Source organism: Hyphomonas jannaschiana VP2, assembly GCF_000685215.1.
Lineage (GTDB): Bacteria > Pseudomonadota > Alphaproteobacteria > Caulobacterales > Hyphomonadaceae > Hyphomonas > Hyphomonas jannaschiana.
This window is the reverse complement of the sequence record NZ_ARYJ01000001.1, coordinates 265,759-279,917: the sequence shown is the minus strand read 5'-3', so window position 1 is coordinate 279,917 and position 14,159 is coordinate 265,759. Positions and strand designations below refer to the sequence as shown.

Annotated in this window: 17 protein-coding genes; 9 read left to right on the top strand and 8 right to left on the bottom strand. The window is 61.5% G+C overall.

From position 1 onward, the window contains the following. The first annotated feature begins 44 nt into the window (after positions 1-44). The gene (locus HJA_RS18695; RefSeq protein WP_206741651.1) at positions 45-422 is read left to right on the top strand and encodes a CBU_0592 family membrane protein; all 378 of its coding nucleotides are present in this window, start codon (positions 45-47) and stop codon (positions 420-422) included. On the opposite strand, the gene HJA_RS01325 is transcribed toward HJA_RS18695, so the two are convergent. The 6 genes from HJA_RS01325 to HJA_RS01300 form a co-directional block, all read right to left on the bottom strand. After that, positions 318-1,091 carry a crotonase/enoyl-CoA hydratase family protein gene (locus HJA_RS01325; protein WP_035577235.1) on the bottom strand — a complete coding sequence of 258 codons (774 nt, stop codon included), beginning with the start codon at positions 1,089-1,091 and terminating at the stop codon, positions 318-320. The two genes, HJA_RS18695 and HJA_RS01325, sit on opposite strands and share 105 nt — an antisense overlap. Before the next feature lie 15 nt (positions 1,092-1,106). Further along, positions 1,107-1,808, bottom strand: a complete 702-nt coding sequence (locus tag HJA_RS01320) for a DUF4336 domain-containing protein (RefSeq protein WP_035577232.1) — start codon at positions 1,806-1,808, stop codon at positions 1,107-1,109. Then, positions 1,808-2,719, bottom strand: coding sequence for an alpha/beta fold hydrolase (locus tag HJA_RS01315; RefSeq protein WP_035577230.1), 912 nt, complete (start codon positions 2,717-2,719; stop codon positions 1,808-1,810). The genes HJA_RS01320 and HJA_RS01315 overlap by 1 nt, the downstream gene beginning before the upstream one ends. 62 nt (positions 2,720-2,781) lie before the next feature. Beyond that, positions 2,782-3,690, bottom strand: a complete 909-nt coding sequence (locus HJA_RS01310; RefSeq protein WP_035577933.1) for an alpha/beta fold hydrolase — start codon at positions 3,688-3,690, stop codon at positions 2,782-2,784. A 91-nt stretch (positions 3,691-3,781) separates the two neighbouring features. After that, positions 3,782-4,267: a DUF2165 family protein gene (locus tag HJA_RS01305; RefSeq protein WP_035577227.1), complete on the bottom strand. Its 486-nt coding sequence runs from the start codon at positions 4,265-4,267 to the stop codon at positions 3,782-3,784. An 83-nt stretch (positions 4,268-4,350) separates the two neighbouring features. Next, entirely contained in the window at positions 4,351-5,532 is a 1,182-nt protein-coding gene (locus tag HJA_RS01300) for a vWA domain-containing protein (RefSeq protein WP_035577224.1), read from the bottom strand. A gap of 122 nt (positions 5,533-5,654) precedes the next feature. Here HJA_RS01300 and HJA_RS01295 point away from each other — a divergent pair, with 122 nt between their 5' ends. The 3 genes from HJA_RS01295 to HJA_RS01285 all read left to right on the top strand — a co-directional run bounded on the left by HJA_RS01295 (position 5,655) and on the right by HJA_RS01285 (position 8,070). After that, the gene (locus HJA_RS01295) at positions 5,655-6,404 is read left to right on the top strand and encodes a hypothetical protein (protein WP_035577221.1); all 750 of its coding nucleotides are present in this window, start codon (positions 5,655-5,657) and stop codon (positions 6,402-6,404) included. Positions 6,405-6,449: 45 nt separating this feature from the next. Then, on the top strand, positions 6,450-7,235 hold the full coding sequence (locus HJA_RS01290; protein ID WP_081814450.1) for a DUF2270 domain-containing protein: 786 nt from the start codon (positions 6,450-6,452) through the stop codon (positions 7,233-7,235). 82 nt (positions 7,236-7,317) lie between these two features. Beyond that, positions 7,318-8,070: a nuclease-related domain-containing protein gene (locus tag HJA_RS01285; protein WP_051597231.1), complete on the top strand. Its 753-nt coding sequence runs from the start codon at positions 7,318-7,320 to the stop codon at positions 8,068-8,070. Positions 8,071-8,094: 24 nt separating this feature from the next. Here the strand turns inward: HJA_RS01285 and HJA_RS01280 are convergent, their stop codons facing one another. Next, positions 8,095-8,970, bottom strand: coding sequence for an AAA family ATPase (locus HJA_RS01280; protein ID WP_035577218.1), 876 nt, complete (start codon positions 8,968-8,970; stop codon positions 8,095-8,097). A 400-nt stretch (positions 8,971-9,370) separates the two neighbouring features. On the opposite strand from HJA_RS01280, the gene flbT reads away from it, so the two are divergent. The 3 genes from flbT to HJA_RS01265 are packed head-to-tail and all read left to right on the top strand — an operon-like array spanning position 9,371 to position 10,729. Further along, entirely contained in the window at positions 9,371-9,757 is a 387-nt protein-coding gene (gene flbT / locus HJA_RS01275; protein ID WP_035577214.1) for a flagellar biosynthesis repressor FlbT, read from the top strand. A 17-nt stretch (positions 9,758-9,774) separates the two neighbouring features. Then, positions 9,775-10,068, top strand: a complete 294-nt coding sequence (locus tag HJA_RS01270) for a hypothetical protein (protein ID WP_155839826.1) — start codon at positions 9,775-9,777, stop codon at positions 10,066-10,068. A 10-nt stretch (positions 10,069-10,078) separates the two neighbouring features. Further along, positions 10,079-10,729 carry a MarC family protein gene (locus tag HJA_RS01265; RefSeq protein WP_035577209.1) on the top strand — a complete coding sequence of 217 codons (651 nt, stop codon included), beginning with the start codon at positions 10,079-10,081 and terminating at the stop codon, positions 10,727-10,729. 13 nt (positions 10,730-10,742) lie between these two features. On the opposite strand, the gene HJA_RS01260 is transcribed toward HJA_RS01265, so the two are convergent. Further along, the gene (locus HJA_RS01260; RefSeq protein WP_155839825.1) at positions 10,743-11,960 is read right to left on the bottom strand and encodes a hypothetical protein; all 1,218 of its coding nucleotides are present in this window, start codon (positions 11,958-11,960) and stop codon (positions 10,743-10,745) included. Positions 11,961-12,286: 326 nt separating this feature from the next. Here HJA_RS01260 and dksA point away from each other — a divergent pair, with 326 nt between their 5' ends. After that, entirely contained in the window at positions 12,287-12,703 is a 417-nt protein-coding gene (dksA, locus tag HJA_RS01255; RefSeq protein WP_034761969.1) for an RNA polymerase-binding protein DksA, read from the top strand. Between the two features lie 362 nt (positions 12,704-13,065). Then, a complete protein-coding gene (locus HJA_RS01250) occupies positions 13,066-14,157 on the top strand; it encodes a FliM/FliN family flagellar motor switch protein (RefSeq protein ID WP_035577203.1) in 1,092 nt (363 codons plus the stop codon). The last annotated feature ends 2 nt before the right edge of the window (positions 14,158-14,159 follow it).

The following is a 14,159-nucleotide window of genomic DNA, read 5'->3' as shown; positions in this document are numbered from 1 at the left end:
GTGAGATTACGGGGCGAAAATATACCGGACTCGCGAGGCGCCCCATGTCTGTTACGCACTTCCTCATCGAGATGTCCGGCTGGGCCGGGGCCGTTCTCATCCTGATCGCTTACCTGATGCTTTCCGCTGGAAAGATGGACGGCCGTTCGAAAGCCTACCAGGTGATGAACGTGGTCGGTGCGACCGGCTTCATCATCAACAGCGGCTATAATGGTGCCATCCCGTCGACCACGATCAATGTGATCTGGGTCGGTATCGGTTTCTACACCTTGTGGCAGGGCCGCCGCCTGACCGAGCGTCCGGGCGCGCCCTATCTTTCAGAAGAGGCCGCCACGGCCGACGCCGGCGGTGAAACGTTTGGCGCCATCCCGGGTTTCACCCCGCTCGATGACGGTCAGGCCACCTGCGATCTCCCGGCGTAGCGCTTCCTCCATCGGCAGCGACCACTGCGCCAGGGCGGAGGCACGATCTGTCCGCATGCAGAGTTGCGGGAAACCGGCAATGCGCCGGGCAACCTCGATGGCCATAGGCAAGGCTGTGTCTTCGCCGGACACATAGTTCACCAGACCAAACGACAGGGCTTCCTCCGCGCCGACCTCCCGGCCGGTCAGGATCATGTCCATCGCGCGGGAAGCTCCGATCAGGCGCGGCAGCCGGATCGTGCCGCCATCGATCAGCGGCACGCCGAACCGGCGACAGAAGACGCCGAATTTCGCGTTAGGCGAGGCGACACGCAGGTCGCACCAGCAAGCGAGTTCGAGACCACCCGCAACAGCATAGCCATCCACAGCAGCGATCACCGGTTTGGAGAGTTCGAGCCGTGACGGGCCCATCGGCCCATAATCCCCCTCAGGGACAGACTTGTTACCGCGGCCAGCAGCTACCGCCTTCAGGTCGGCCCCCGCACAGAAATTGCCACCTGTTCCTGTCAGAATGGCGACAGACAGGGTGTCGTTTGCATCGAAGGCTTTGAACGCTTCGTAGAGTGCGTCGGCTGTCGGACGGTCGACCGCATTGCGGGCCTCAGGGCGGTCGATGGAAACGATGAAGACGTCACCGTCGGTTTCGGTGCGGATGCCGGAGCTGGACATGCGTTTCTCCTTGGGTCAGCGGATCAGCCAGGCAAAGGCCTGACGCAGATAAGCTTCCCCGCCGGTCTTCACCCATTCGCCATGAGCCATGATGATCCGGTCGGGGTGTGTGGCGGCAACTTTCTTGAACGCCGCGCGCGCAGGCGAACGATTGGTGAAGCTGAGCCGCCATTCGAGCGGCGCGTAGCCTTTGCCGACAACGATGCCCCAGGGCTTGGCGATCAGGCGCTTCCAGCCCTTCCAGTATCGGTCAAGAAAGCTCTCGCTGAAATGCTCGGACAGGTCAGCGAATATGGCCGTCCCGCTCGGACGATGGACAAAGGCGATCTCGTCCATGAAGAAAGAGCCGCGGAACCAGGCCTGTTCAAACACACCCTGCCAGGCCTCGGGCGGCGCGTCTTCCAGTGCCGGCTGGAAGGGCAGGTCTTTCCGTTTTCGGATGGTACTCGACGGGCCCCAGAGCTTTGCATCCGGATAGGCCTCGTGCCATCCGGTGAGGTAAAGGTGGTGGATCTTGTTGGGACTGACGAGGTGGGCGACAGGGCCCAGCGCATCCATCTCCGTCTTCAGTTCCGGCGTCAGAGCCACAGGAGACCAGACCCAGAGTCCACCATCCGGCAGGCGGACGATGATCGATCGTGTCGGATAGGGAAATCCGTGGAAATCGACAATCGGGCCCTCGGTGAGCCAGATGTCTGAGGCGACCTCTTCGAGCATCAGTTCGCTCCTGCAGGACTGGTTTGCCCCAGGAAGGGAACAATCCGGTTCAGCAGCACAGGCATGACGGTTTCAGAGAGGTCGTGACCCCATTTCTCAATAATCTCGATTTTGGCCCCGGGGATGCGCCGGGCAATATCCTCGCCCGCGGCCGGCAGGATCAGCGTGTCCATTTCGCCATGCAGGACCAGAGTCGGAACGTCGAGCGTTGCAAGACGCTCGTGCCATCGTGGTTGAGCAAGAATAGCCGCATATTGCCGGGCCGTTCCCATCGGCCGGTCAGAGCGCTGCATGGCCGCAATCGCGTTGGCGCGGATTTCATCGTCTGGCGTGCGGATGTCCGGATGAGAGCCATAGACCGCGCGGCCTTTGACGGCGAGGTCGGCGATGGCATCCGGTGTGCGTTCCTCCGGCACGGCGGTCAGTGCGGCGGTGGCTTCCGGTGTCGCAGGTGGCAGGGAAGGGTCTCCGGACGTGGTCATGACCGGGATGAGCGTACGCACACGTTCGGGATGGTTCAGCGCCAAAAGCTGCACGATCATCCCGCCCATGGAGATGCCCATCACATCCGCCTGTTCTGCACCCAGGGCTTCGATCAGTGCCGCTGCATCGGCCGCCATATCGTTCAGCAGGTAAGGAACTTTCTCATGCATCGGCTCACCGGCAGCGATCCCTTTCACGATGTCACGCGGTGTAGGAGGCGTATGGCCTTCGAGTTCCGTTGTCAGGCCAATATCGCGATTGTCGAAGATCACGACCCGTCGTCCGGCATCCGTCAGCCCCCGGATAAGACTTTCCGGCCATCCGGTCAGCTGACCTGAAAACCCCATGACGAGCAGCATCATTGGATCGTCTTTCGATCCGAACTCCTCATACTCGATGTCGATGCCGTTGGCCTGAATCTTTGCCATATGTCACTTCCTCGCTTGTCTTTTCTTCATTGTGGCCACCGTACCCACACCGGTCCCGCGTTCTAGATTCGCGCCAGAAACGGCAGGATCTCGTCCAGCAGGTCCGGCACGACCGCTTCCGGCAGGTCGTGGCCCCATTTCTCGATCGCCCTGAAGTCTGCCCCCGGTATCCGCCGGGCAATGTCGCGACCGCAGTCTGGCGGGATCAGCCGGTCCATCTGTCCGTGCAGAACGAGTGTAGGTTTTCCGATTGTCTCGAGCCGGTCGTGCCATCGCGGCTGTGCCAGCAGAGCAGCAAATTGGCGTGCAAGTCCGAGAGGCCGGTTCGCACGCTGCACGTCGGCCATCGCCGCGGCACGAAGCTCATTATCCGATGCACGCAGATCCGGATGGGATCCGATCGCGTGATAGGTTCTCACTGCCAGATCACCGATCGCCTCCAGGGTCTCGCTTTCCGGCTCGGCTGTCAGGGCTTCGAGAGCTTCGGGTTGGGCTGGCGGCAGAGCGGGGTCTCCGGACGTGGTCATGACTGGAATGAGAGCCCGCACCCTGTCCGGATGATTGAGCGCCATCAGCTGGACGATCATGCCTCCCATCGAGAGGCCAAGAACATCTGCCTGTTCTGCGCCCAGGGCTTCGATCAGCGCAGCGGCATCAGCAGCCATGTCATCGAGGACATAGGGCACACGTTCATGCACTGGCTCACCCTCGGCAGCGCCCTGCATAAGCTCTTCCATGGGCGGGGGGATACAGTCTTCGAGAGCCGGATCATCAACCGCCGTGGTGAGCCCGATGTCGCGATTGTCGAATACAATCACCCGGCGGCCTGCATCCGCCAGGGCTTGCTTGAAACGGTCCGGCCATTCCGTCATCTGGCCCATATAGCCAGAGACCAGAAGAATCATCGGATTGTCAGGTGAACCGGTCTCCTCATACTCGATTTCAAGACCGTTCGCTCTGACACGCGGCATCGCCATCTCCTTCCGGAAGTTTATTCCGGCTCACACTAGGAGACATGGCTCAAACCTCAAGCGTGGCTTTGGTGGTTGCCATGAATGTTTCTCAGTCGTCTTTCTGATTGACGAAAATCAGAATGATGCCGCTGGCGGCGTGATACATGAAGGCCCCTTCAAAGGAGCCAACGCCAACCTGACCCTGCCACATCTGCAGCAGGGCGGCGCCGAAGACCTGGAAAATACCGAACCACACGATCAGTGCTGTGCAGCAGCCGACAATGGCCCAGGTCTTTGCGGCATTGAACCCTTCCGCCGGGCCGTCAGCCATTTTCCACATGTCGAACGCGCCCTTCAGGCACAGCAGGCCGACGAGCAATTCGCCGGTCATTATGCCAATCAGAGCGAGTTTGACGAGGAACGGAGACGTGATCGACGGCACAACCAGATTTGGATAGGCCGGGCTGTCCGACTGGCTCAGGACAGCACTGACCGCCATCTGGGCATATTCCCAGTTCACGGCATTTGAGATGAAATAGAACAAGCCCTGAAGGCCCACAAAGACAATCAGGACAATCTTTAGATAGCGGATCATTGTTTCCCCCTTCCGGAATACGCCAAGCCCTGGCACCGGAGGTGCGTCAGGCCATCTGCAAGGTCCGTGGGAGGAAACGTGACTTAGCGGCTGAGTTCCTTCATCGCCTCATCAAGGCCGCCCAGCGTAAGCTCGAACATACGCTGTGGGCCGATCAGTTCACGGATCAGCTTGATGGAGCCGGTATATTCCCAGGCGCCTTCCTTGACCGGGTTCAGCCAGACAAGGTTCGGATAACGCTCAACGAAACGCTGGATCCAGAGGCCGCCGGCCTCCTCGTTCCAGTGTTCGACAGAACCACCGGCATAGGTGATCTCATAGGGGCTCATCGTGGCGTCGCCGACGATGATGACTTTATAGTCTGACGGGTATTTGTTCAGGACGTCCCAGGTCGGGATGCGGTTATTCATGCGCCGGCGATTGTCCTTCCACAGCCCCTCATAAGGACAGTTGTGGAAGTAGTAGTATTCGAGGTTCTTGATCTCTGACCGCGCGGCCGAGAACAATTCCTCCATGACGCGCACATAGGGGTCCATCGAGCCACCGACATCCAGAAGCAGAAGGACGGAAACGGTGTTGCGCTTTTCGGGGCGCATCTCGATGTCGAGATAGCCCTTGCGGGCGGTGTTGTTGATCGTGCCGTCCAGGTCCAGTTCATCCGGCGCACCCTTGCGGGCCCATTTGCGCAGGCGTTTCATGGCGACCTTGATGTTGCGCGTGCCAAGTTCGACGCTGTCGTCGTAATTCTTGAACTCGCGCTTGTCCCACACCTTCACGGCGCGGCGGTGACGGGATTTCTCCTGCCCGACGCGAACGCCTTCCGGATTGTAGCCGTTTGCGCCGAAAGGCGAGGTGCCGCCTGTTCCGATCCACTTGTTGCCGCCCTCGTGGCGCTTCTTCTGCTCTTCGAGGCGCTGTTTGAGCGTCTCCATCAGTTTCTCGAAGCCGCCCATGGCCTCGATCTCGTCCATTTCCTCCTTGGTGAGGAATTTCTCGGTCATCTTGCGCAGCCATTCCTCAGGAATGTCCTGCACATCCACCGCGTCTGCCAGGGAGTCGAGCCCCTTGAAGACGTGGGAGAACACCTTGTCGAACTTGTCGATATTTCGCTCGTCCTTCACCAGCGCGGCGCGGGAGAGATAGTAGAAGTCCTCGACATCCATATCGATGACTTTCTCGTCCATCGCTTCCATCAGCATCAGGTATTCCTTCAGCGTGACGGGCACCTTGGCTTCGCGCAATTGGTTGAAGAAATTGAGGAACATGGGAATGTCTCACTGTGGCTTGTCATAAACATAGCCCGCCTGCCTGCCTCTGTCCAAGCTGACGTCACGCGAACTGCCTGCTCATCCTGCGTTCAGCTTTCGCCGGGTAGGCCTGTATCGGCATGATGCGTGTCTGTTTCCTGTCCTTTTGCCTGTTGTTTGCTGCTCCGATCGCTGCGGCCATGCCCGGCTGTGCGCCGGGGCAGGACGAGAAAAGCTGCATGATGCAGGCGATCTGGGAGTCGGCCGCCGGGTTCCCGGCCGACAAGAGGGATCGCCTGAAAACACTATTCCTGAACACCTTAGCGCTGAGTGGGGACACAGCGCTGCTCGCGGAATGGGAGGGCAGGCTGGACGGCGAGGCAGCGCCGCAGCCGCACTATCCCGACTATCTCCGCGAGCGGGCGGAGGCCGAGCTGCGGGAAGCTGATTGGAATCGCTTCCTGCAGCAGGCCCAGGCCGGGCTTCCGCCCTTCAATATCGGCCGTCCGGAGCTGATGGCCGCAGGAGCGCGCCTCGCGCCGGATGCAGCCACCCGCCGGCGTGTCACAGACGCCATGTTCGCGCTTGCCGGTCCGCCGCAGCGGGATGCCCGGCCGCTTGAGGACTTCGAGCGTGGCGATTTCGGTCATGTGCTGAGCGAGCTGGCGATGGAGACCTGCGATCTCGCCATGTTCGATCGGGCCGTGCAGCTGACGGTGGAACCGGATGGGCTACGTTATGCCTTCTGGCGGGCCCGGATCACCGGGAACGCAGCGCCATTGGCGGCGCGCGTGCGTTCCGGCGGGAACGGTCAGCAGGACACGCGTCACGTCCGGGAAGCGCTGGAAGGCTATGGCGCGATTCTTCAGCGAGGCTACTGTCCGGCTTGATCCGGCGGCCTTTTTGGGAGTAGGCGGGGGCAAGGAAACGCCTGCATGACCGAATTTGACGACAGAGACGATGTGGCGCTGGCCACATCAACCGATGGTGATCCTGACGGTGATCCACCATCAGGTATTTCCGGCAACAAGGAAGTTGGGGCAATTGCGCACCTCTACCGGGCGGAAGTCTATCGTTCGACCGTTTGGCGCCAGCGCCTCGACCAGACCACCAATTGGGCGGTCATCTCCACCGGTATCGGCCTGTCTGCTGCGTTTGCGTCAGAGCGTGCGTCGCCGTTTCCGATCGTCCTGGTGGGGGCGCTCTGCATCATGTTCCTGATGCTGGAGGCGCGGCGCTACCGCTTCTTCTATGTCTGGCGGTTCCGTGCGCGCGTGCTGGAAATTGCCTTCTATGTGCCCATGCTGCGCGGGGAGGGGGCCCGGATCCCGCTCGACCGGGGCACGGCCCTGTCAGACGATTACGTCAAACCGCAATACCGGATCTCGATGATCCGGTCGGTCGGCAGGCGCCTGCGCCGCAATTATGGCTGGATCTTCGCCATCCTGGGGGCAGCCTATTTCGCCAAGATCGCCATTCATCCGACCGATGTGGACAATTTCGCCCACTTCGTGCGCCGCGCGCATATCGGGCCGATCCCGGGCTGGTTGGCGCTGATCTGCGGCGTTGCTTTCCACATCGGCTGGATCACGCTTGCCTGGAAAACCTGGTGGGATGAGCGCAGCGACAAGACGAAGATGGCCGACTTCCTGAAAAGCCGCGAAGACGTCAATTTCCGCCCGCCGACCAAAGGTGTCACGCCGATGAAGGCGGACGACTAAGTACGTTACATTTTCAATTAATAGTAGGAATTCAGCGCTCCATTAATGCTGTTCTGGTTTGGTGAGGAGCTGGAGGAGCACTATGAGCCGAAAAGTCTGGGCCATCGGCAAGCCAACAATGCGAAATGCCGGTGAGGGTCTCGAGGAACAAAGCAAGCGCACTTTTATTGCCTTTGCTGGCTGGAGCTTGGCCGTGTTCTGCGCCGTGTCGTTTGCCTCAGGGTTGTTGATAGCACCCATCCTGCAGGATTACCGGACCTGGGCGGCCGCGGCCTGTCTCGTATTTGCGATCTTTGCCTTATCTGTGCCGATGATCGCGGCCGACAGGAAGATGGACCGTGTCCTCGCGGGCCTCAAAGGCGAACGCAATGTCGGGGAAGTCCTGAAGGGGCTGGAGCGGCAGGGTGCTTATGTCCTGCATGACCTGCGCGGACCGATCGGTAATATTGATCATGTGGTGATCCATCCGAGCGGGATCTACGCTGTCGAAACAAAACACAAATCGCGCCTTGCTGGCCGCTGGGCGACCATGTCTTTTGACGGACATCACGTCAGTGTGAATGGGAAACCTCTTCAGCATGATCCTTTGCCGCAGGCAACCCGGCAGGCAGCCTGGCTCAGGACGCACCTCACCGAGACGCTTGGCCTCACGTTTCGCCATCCGGTCAGAGCCGTTGTGCTTTTCCCAGGATGGCGCGTCGAAACCAAGGCATGGGACGCCCCGGTTCTGGTGACCTCGCCAAAGGCTTTTCTGTCCGCTGTCGTCAAAAGCAGGCGGCGTCTGTTATCAGACAAGCAAGTTGCTTTTTTTGCTGACCGGCTTCTCAGGGCATAGCACAAAGCTGGCGCTGAGCAGTGATCAGCCCGCCGGGCCGCGGCGGCCGCCGCCCGGACCATCCTGACGGCGGGCGAGGAAGGCGAGGCGTTCGAAGAGGGCGATGTCCTGCTCGTTCTTGAGGAGGGCGCCATGCAGCGGCGGGGTGAGCCGCTCCGGGTCCTTCTCGCGCAGGGTTTCGAGGTCGATGTCCTCATTCATCAGTAGCTTCAGCCAGTCCAGCAGCTCGCTGGTCGACGGCTTCTTCTTGACGCCCGGCAGTTCGCGCATGGCGTAGAAGGTTGTCAGGGCGTCCTTCACCAGCTTCTGCTTGATGCCCGGATAGTGGACATCGATGATTTCCTGCATCGTGTCTTCGTCCGGGAATTTGATGAAGTGGAAGAAGCAGCGGCGCAGGAAGGCGTCCGGCAGTTCTTTCTCATTGTTCGATGTGATGATCACGATCGGGCGCTGTTTCGCCTTCACGGTTTCGTCGGTCTCGTAGACATAGAATTCCATCCGGTCGAGCTCCTGCAGGAGGTCGTTCGGGAATTCGATGTCGGCCTTGTCGATTTCATCGATCAGCAGAACCGGGCGCTTGTCGGCGGTGAATGCCTCCCACAGCTTGCCCTTCTTGATGTAGTTCCTGACGTCCTTGGCGCGCTCTTCACCCATCTGGCCGTCGCGCAGGCGGGACACGGCGTCATATTCATACAGGCCCTGGTTCGCCTTGGTGGTGGACTTGATGTGCCACTCGATCAGCTCGCAGCCGAGCGCCTTGGCGACTTCAACAGCCAGCACGGTCTTGCCGGTGCCGGGTTCGCCTTTGACGAGCAGCGGACGCTCCAGTGCAATGGCGGCATTCACGGCCACGCGCAGGTCGTCAGTTGCCACATAGTTTTCAGTGCCTTCGAAACGCATGGGTGTCCCGTCCTTATTTGTCTTTCCTCCACAATAAGGAGTGCCCGGACAGGGGCAAGCTCTGACGTGGCGGGAGGTGCATCCCGCACCGCAGCACGGGTTTCATTTTTCGCGTCTGGCGGCCTGTGGTAAACAAGACCGGCCATGCGCACGACCGCAGCGTCTCATGCTTCAGCGGAGTGCCGCACCGGTCCGGGCAGGTCTGATCCAGTGGGTGGGGACAGGCCCGGGCCGATGCAGGACTTGTGATCCAGAACCCTGCCGGGAATCGCGCGCATGGCACCTTTTCGTGCTGGTTTGAAAGCGCATCCCCCACTCGTGGAAAGTTGGTGAACCGGCAATCAAGCGTTAACGCCTTCCTGCAATTCTTTGCGAAATTCGCCGCATTGGATCTGGAACCATGCCTCTCAAACTGTCGCTCAAGCCGGGTGAGACGTTCGTCGTGAACGGTGCCGTCGTGCGCAATGGCGACCGCCGGGGTGTGCTGTTGCTGGAGAATCAGGCCCGGGTCCTGCGCGAAAAGGATATTCTGCATCCGCGCGATGCCACGACCCCTGCAGCACGGGCTTATTTCAGCGTCATGCAGATGTACCTGCTGGGTGAGGCGGATGGCCCGACCTATTCGCAGGCGGCTGAGTCGCTCGCTGCCCTGCTGGCTGCCAGCGAGGACGAGGATTCCCGTGCGGCCGTGCTCGATATTTCCGCCGATGTTGCCTGTTCCAACCTCTACCGTGCCCTCAGCCGGTGCCGGCGCCTGCTGGCAGACGGTGAAGGGGCGGCAGCCTGATGCCGGGCGGTTTCGCAATGCGCGCGCATCCTGCCCCCGAGACCAAGCCGCTGGGGCTGGATGACGCTATCCGCCTTCTGGAGGCCGGGGAGGGGGCTGACATCTGCGTCGACCTCGGCGACGGGCGTCTGGCGCGCGCTGATGGGCCGCGTGGCCGCGAAGGCTTGCTGCAACGCCTGCGGGGCCACAAGATGATGCTCGCGCTGGCATCCGGCGCGGCAGACCTTTCCCGTTTCTCGGCCGCGCCGCGTTCGCTGACGATTGCACCGGGCGTGCAGGAAATCCTCGACGCCGCGACCCAGAGGGACTAGAGCGCCGCGCATGAGCGCAGAACTCCTCTCCCTCTTTACGGCAAGCTTTGTCACCTTCTTCGTCCTGATCGACTCGCTGGGCGTCGCACCGATGTTTGCGACCCTGACGGCGCGGGGAGATGCGGGTTACCGCCGGCGAATGGCGTTCAAGTCGATCTTCGTCGCAGCCGTGATCATCTTCGCGTTTGCATTCGGCGGTGCCTGGCTGATGGACGCCATGCACATCTCCATCGACGCCTTCCGGGCGGCGGGCGGTGTCCTTCTGTTCCTGATTGCGCTCGACATGGTGTTCGAAAAGCGCACCGAGCGCCGCGAACACCGCACCGAGGAACATTTGGGCCAGCACGAGACGGATCCGGAGCCGGACGATGTCTCGGTCTTTCCGCTTGGTATTCCGATGATCGCAGGGCCAGGCTCCATTGCGACCGCGATGTTCTACATGTCGGATGCGGACAACTGGATGGAGAAGGGCGTGATCCTGTCGGCCATCGGGCTGAACCTGCTCCTGACGCTGGTGATTTTCCTGGCAGCCGGTCCGCTGGTTCGCATGCTGGGCGCAAGTGTTGCCGGGGCGCTGACGCGGATCCTCGGCGTTGTGCTGGCAGCCTTGTCGATCCAGCTCCTGATCGACGGGATCAAGGGCGCGTTCAATCTCGGCTGACCCTCAGCAGGGATCAGGCGCCCATCGGCTCCAGTTTCTTCTTTTTCCGGATATTCCGGCGGAAAGTCGACCAGGTCACGAAGATCAGGGCGAGACCGGCCGCCGTCATGCCCATTACCTGCAGCACCATTTCAAGCGTCCAGCGAATGCCGGTGTCGGCGGTTCGCAGCGCCCCGGCACCCGACTGTTTGACGAGCGCCACGGCCCGGTCTCCGCCAGCTTCGGCGATCAGGCGGACCCGGCGCAGGTCCGAAGCGTCTTCCACCTGTTCCAGCAGGGTCACCGCAGCGGCGGGGCTGGTGAGGGTGCCGATCCGGTCGATCTGTTCAAGGTCTGATTCCAGCCGTTGCAGCCCCCGCGCGTCAATGGACTCAACGAAGGCGGATTTTGCACGTTCGGTCCGGACATCCACGGTGGCGAGTTCTCCCAGCGCTTCTTCGAGCGCCGGGCGCAGCTTGCTGTCGGGCAGGGCGTCATTGACCCGCTGGGAAAGGTAATTCTGGAAATCGTCCGTCAGGCGCCGCGAGCGGAGGGCCGATTTCAGAATCGACGCCGCGCGGATATTGGCATCCGAGAGGCCGTCGGCGGTTTCCGCTTCCAGCAGGCCAATAGCCGTGATCTTGAGCGCGATTTCATCGACCCGGTCGCCGTAGAGCCAGCGCTCGGAATTTTCCGCCAGGTCCTGGAACGTGCCGAGCAGGCGGAAGCGCGTTTCCGTTGCCAGGCGCTCGGACGACACTTCCACCTCCAGCCCGCCCTGACTTTCCGGGGCGTCTTCGGCGACCTCGACCGGTGTTTCGGCTGCATCGACCAGGCCGGACTGGACGTCGACGACCCGCTGGGAAACCTGGGCTTCCTCATATTTGAGGCTGATCGCCGTTGGCAGCTTGCGCAAGGCCGCGGCGCTGAGGCGGTCGTCCGCGCGGTCCAGTCGCTCGGCATCCGCCGCAACCATCAGTTCTTTTACGTCCTTGCGGTCCAGCATCTGGGGCGCAGCGAGGAGGAAGCCGTGTGCGGCGGCGACATCGCGCTCGCTGAGTTCCCGGTCAACGACGTCATACCAGAACTCATAGCGGTCGGCCGGATTGCGCGGCGCAAAGGAGGCGAAGGCCTCGTCCATGTTCTTGCGGGTCTGGTCGATTGCCTCGATTCCCGGAGAATCGGAGAAGGCTGACCCCGAAAAGGCGGCGCCCAGCACCTCTGCACCAATGACCGGAAGCAGGATGAGCATGGAGTTAAAAACGACAGCCTGCATCCAGCCCGAGGTTTTTCCAGTGCTTTTCCGGCGTCGGGCCATGAACGCTGAAACCGTTGTAAAAGCTGTACGTTGGGCGAGTTTTTATAGAGCGCGCGGGGGGAGGAAAGATCAAGCCCCGGCCTGCATATTGCAGTGGAATTGGCCAATTGGGCAGGAACAGGCCTGTCACAATTTAACGATAATTCTGGGGTATTGGCTCACGCGCCTGAAAAGGCGGACAAAATTAACACAGCATTGCCGATTGCGGTGAATCGCCTGCGGCTTTATATCCCGGCCAAGTTTGAATGAGGTGTCCTGCGATGAGTGTCGAAATTGCAGACGACTATCGTCCCTCGGATGACGAGGAATTCATGAACGAGAAGCAGCTGGCTTACTTCCGCCGGCTGCTCGAGAACTGGAAAGCCGACATTCTGGACGGTGCCAAGCAGACCATTACGAATCTGCAGGATGAGTCCGGGTCTCTCCCTGACATCGTCGACCGGGCATCGGCGGAGAGTGACAAGGCGCTGGAACTTCGCACCCGCGACCGCCAGCGCAAGCTGATCTCCAAGATCGATGCGGCCCTGCGCCGGATCGAAGACGGATCCTACGGCTTCTGCGAAGTGACCGGTGAGCCGATCGGCCTGCGCCGCCTCGAAGCCCGGCCTACCGCGACGCTCAGCCTGGAGGCTCAGGAGCGGCACGAGCGCAAGGAACGCACCCTGCGCGACGACTGAGGCGCCTGAAAACACGATCCCCAAATTATTTGCGGCGGCGTCTCTGATAGAGGCGCCGCCGCTTTTTTTATCATCCCAACGCCACGGCTAGCTCATCCCAACGCCACGGCGCTTTATCGTCTCCGCGGCCGCCTTGTTCCGCGGTGAATGGACAATGCCAGCAAGGTCCAAACGATCTCTTACATCTTGGTAATCAAGGTCTTAAGGCTGAGGCTTAATGTTTAACAGCAAGTCCCGTTTTGTTAGCCTCCAGCCAGACCGCACGTCTGTTCGACAGGCATTGACCGGGCGCGGGAATTCTAATCCCTAACGGTCCGTTAACCCTCTCTGCTGCAAAAGTAACCATTACGGAAGCGCGCCGCATGAAGTCAGACCTCCCTCTCGCCGCCGATGACGGCTGGGACATGTCACCTCGCCGGGAATCGGCGGTCATGGTGGACATGCCGACCTCGTTCGAGCCGCTTTCGCCGGACCGGCCGCTGCCGTCCGCACGCGGCGTACTGAGTGCGGCGGAGATCGAGGCGCTCCTGCGCCCTGACCTGTCGGACCTGCCGGATAATCCGCCTGAACCTGCGCCGGAATCGATTGCGGACAAACTCCTGCCGGATGTGGAGACGCCCGTGCCGGCCCCGGTGGCAGAGGACGCACCGGCCACGGATATTCCGATGACGGCCCGGCAGATGGCCTCGCGCCTGTCGCTGGGATTGCGCAAGGGCTGCGGTCTGCGCGCGGCCGCAGCCGCCCGCGCTGTTCGCGAAGGCGATTTCGACAGCGGCCTGACGGGGCGTGTTGCCGGGCAGGGCGCCGCCATCGCCTGCTTCGCCGTCGGAGAGGGCGAGGTGGACGCCATGCTTGTCCTGTCGCCGGAGCTGGCAAACGCCCTGATTGAAACAGCTTGCGGCGGAAACGGCATGCCCGGCGACTGGTCCCCGCGTGACCTGACCCCGCTCGACAGTGCGTTGCTGGAAGGGCTCGTCCGGCCGTTGGGCCATGCCATCGCACCGGGGCTCAGCTTTGCCGGCATGGAGACGGAAGTGGACTTCGCTGCGGCGCTCGCCCGTCCGGGCACGGCGGAAATTGTCGACTTCGAGATCCGCGTGGATGGCGGCCGTCATGCAGCCCGGCTCATCCTGTCGGGTGAGATTTCTGAACAGGATAAGCCGGAGGCTCTTCCGGCCCCGCAGACCGTTCAGGCTGCTGCGCCGCCTGCCGGTACACCGCCATCGTCCGTCACCGTCCTTCTGACCGCCCGTGTGGCGTCTCTCAGCGTGCCGCTGTCACGGCTTTCGGACCTGACAGCGGGCTCCACGCTGCTGCTGGGTGTTCCGGCGGACCAGCCGGTTGAGCTCCTCTCCGGCGGACGCGACGGCCCTGTCGTTGCGGAGGCTCAGATCGGGCGCAAGGGCAACAAAATGGCCCTCAGAATCTCGCGCCGCGTGTCCGGCTTCCGTTAACA

What these genes read in the sequence shown, in the direction of transcription:
- HJA_RS01270 (WP_155839826.1), top strand. Translation starts at nt 9,775, where the DNA reads ATGCGCGCGCATCCTGCCCCCGAGACCAAGCCGCTGGGGCTGGATGAC.
- flbT (WP_035577214.1), top strand. Translation starts at nt 9,371, where the DNA reads ATGCCTCTCAAACTGTCGCTCAAGCCGGGTGAGACGTTCGTCGTGAAC.
- HJA_RS01320 (WP_035577232.1), bottom strand. Translation starts at nt 1,808, where the DNA reads ATGCTCGAAGAGGTCGCCTCAGACATCTGGCTCACCGAGGGCCCGATT.
- HJA_RS18695 (WP_206741651.1), top strand. Translation starts at nt 45, where the DNA reads ATGTCTGTTACGCACTTCCTCATCGAGATGTCCGGCTGGGCCGGGGCC.
- HJA_RS01260 (WP_155839825.1), bottom strand. Translation starts at nt 11,960, where the DNA reads ATGCTCATCCTGCTTCCGGTCATTGGTGCAGAGGTGCTGGGCGCCGCC.
- HJA_RS01310 (WP_035577933.1), bottom strand. Translation starts at nt 3,690, where the DNA reads ATGCCGCGTGTCAGAGCGAACGGTCTTGAAATCGAGTATGAGGAGACC.
- HJA_RS01295 (WP_035577221.1), top strand. Translation starts at nt 5,655, where the DNA reads ATGATGCGTGTCTGTTTCCTGTCCTTTTGCCTGTTGTTTGCTGCTCCG.
- HJA_RS01265 (WP_035577209.1), top strand. Translation starts at nt 10,079, where the DNA reads ATGAGCGCAGAACTCCTCTCCCTCTTTACGGCAAGCTTTGTCACCTTC.
- HJA_RS01250 (WP_035577203.1), top strand. Translation starts at nt 13,066, where the DNA reads ATGAAGTCAGACCTCCCTCTCGCCGCCGATGACGGCTGGGACATGTCA.
- HJA_RS01325 (WP_035577235.1), bottom strand. Translation starts at nt 1,091, where the DNA reads ATGTCCAGCTCCGGCATCCGCACCGAAACCGACGGTGACGTCTTCATC.
- HJA_RS01305 (WP_035577227.1), bottom strand. Translation starts at nt 4,267, where the DNA reads ATGATCCGCTATCTAAAGATTGTCCTGATTGTCTTTGTGGGCCTTCAG.
- HJA_RS01280 (WP_035577218.1), bottom strand. Translation starts at nt 8,970, where the DNA reads ATGCGTTTCGAAGGCACTGAAAACTATGTGGCAACTGACGACCTGCGC.
- HJA_RS01315 (WP_035577230.1), bottom strand. Translation starts at nt 2,719, where the DNA reads ATGGCAAAGATTCAGGCCAACGGCATCGACATCGAGTATGAGGAGTTC.
- HJA_RS01285 (WP_051597231.1), top strand. Translation starts at nt 7,318, where the DNA reads ATGAGCCGAAAAGTCTGGGCCATCGGCAAGCCAACAATGCGAAATGCC.
- HJA_RS01290 (WP_081814450.1), top strand. Translation starts at nt 6,450, where the DNA reads ATGACCGAATTTGACGACAGAGACGATGTGGCGCTGGCCACATCAACC.
- HJA_RS01300 (WP_035577224.1), bottom strand. Translation starts at nt 5,532, where the DNA reads ATGTTCCTCAATTTCTTCAACCAATTGCGCGAAGCCAAGGTGCCCGTC.
- dksA (WP_034761969.1), top strand. Translation starts at nt 12,287, where the DNA reads ATGAGTGTCGAAATTGCAGACGACTATCGTCCCTCGGATGACGAGGAA.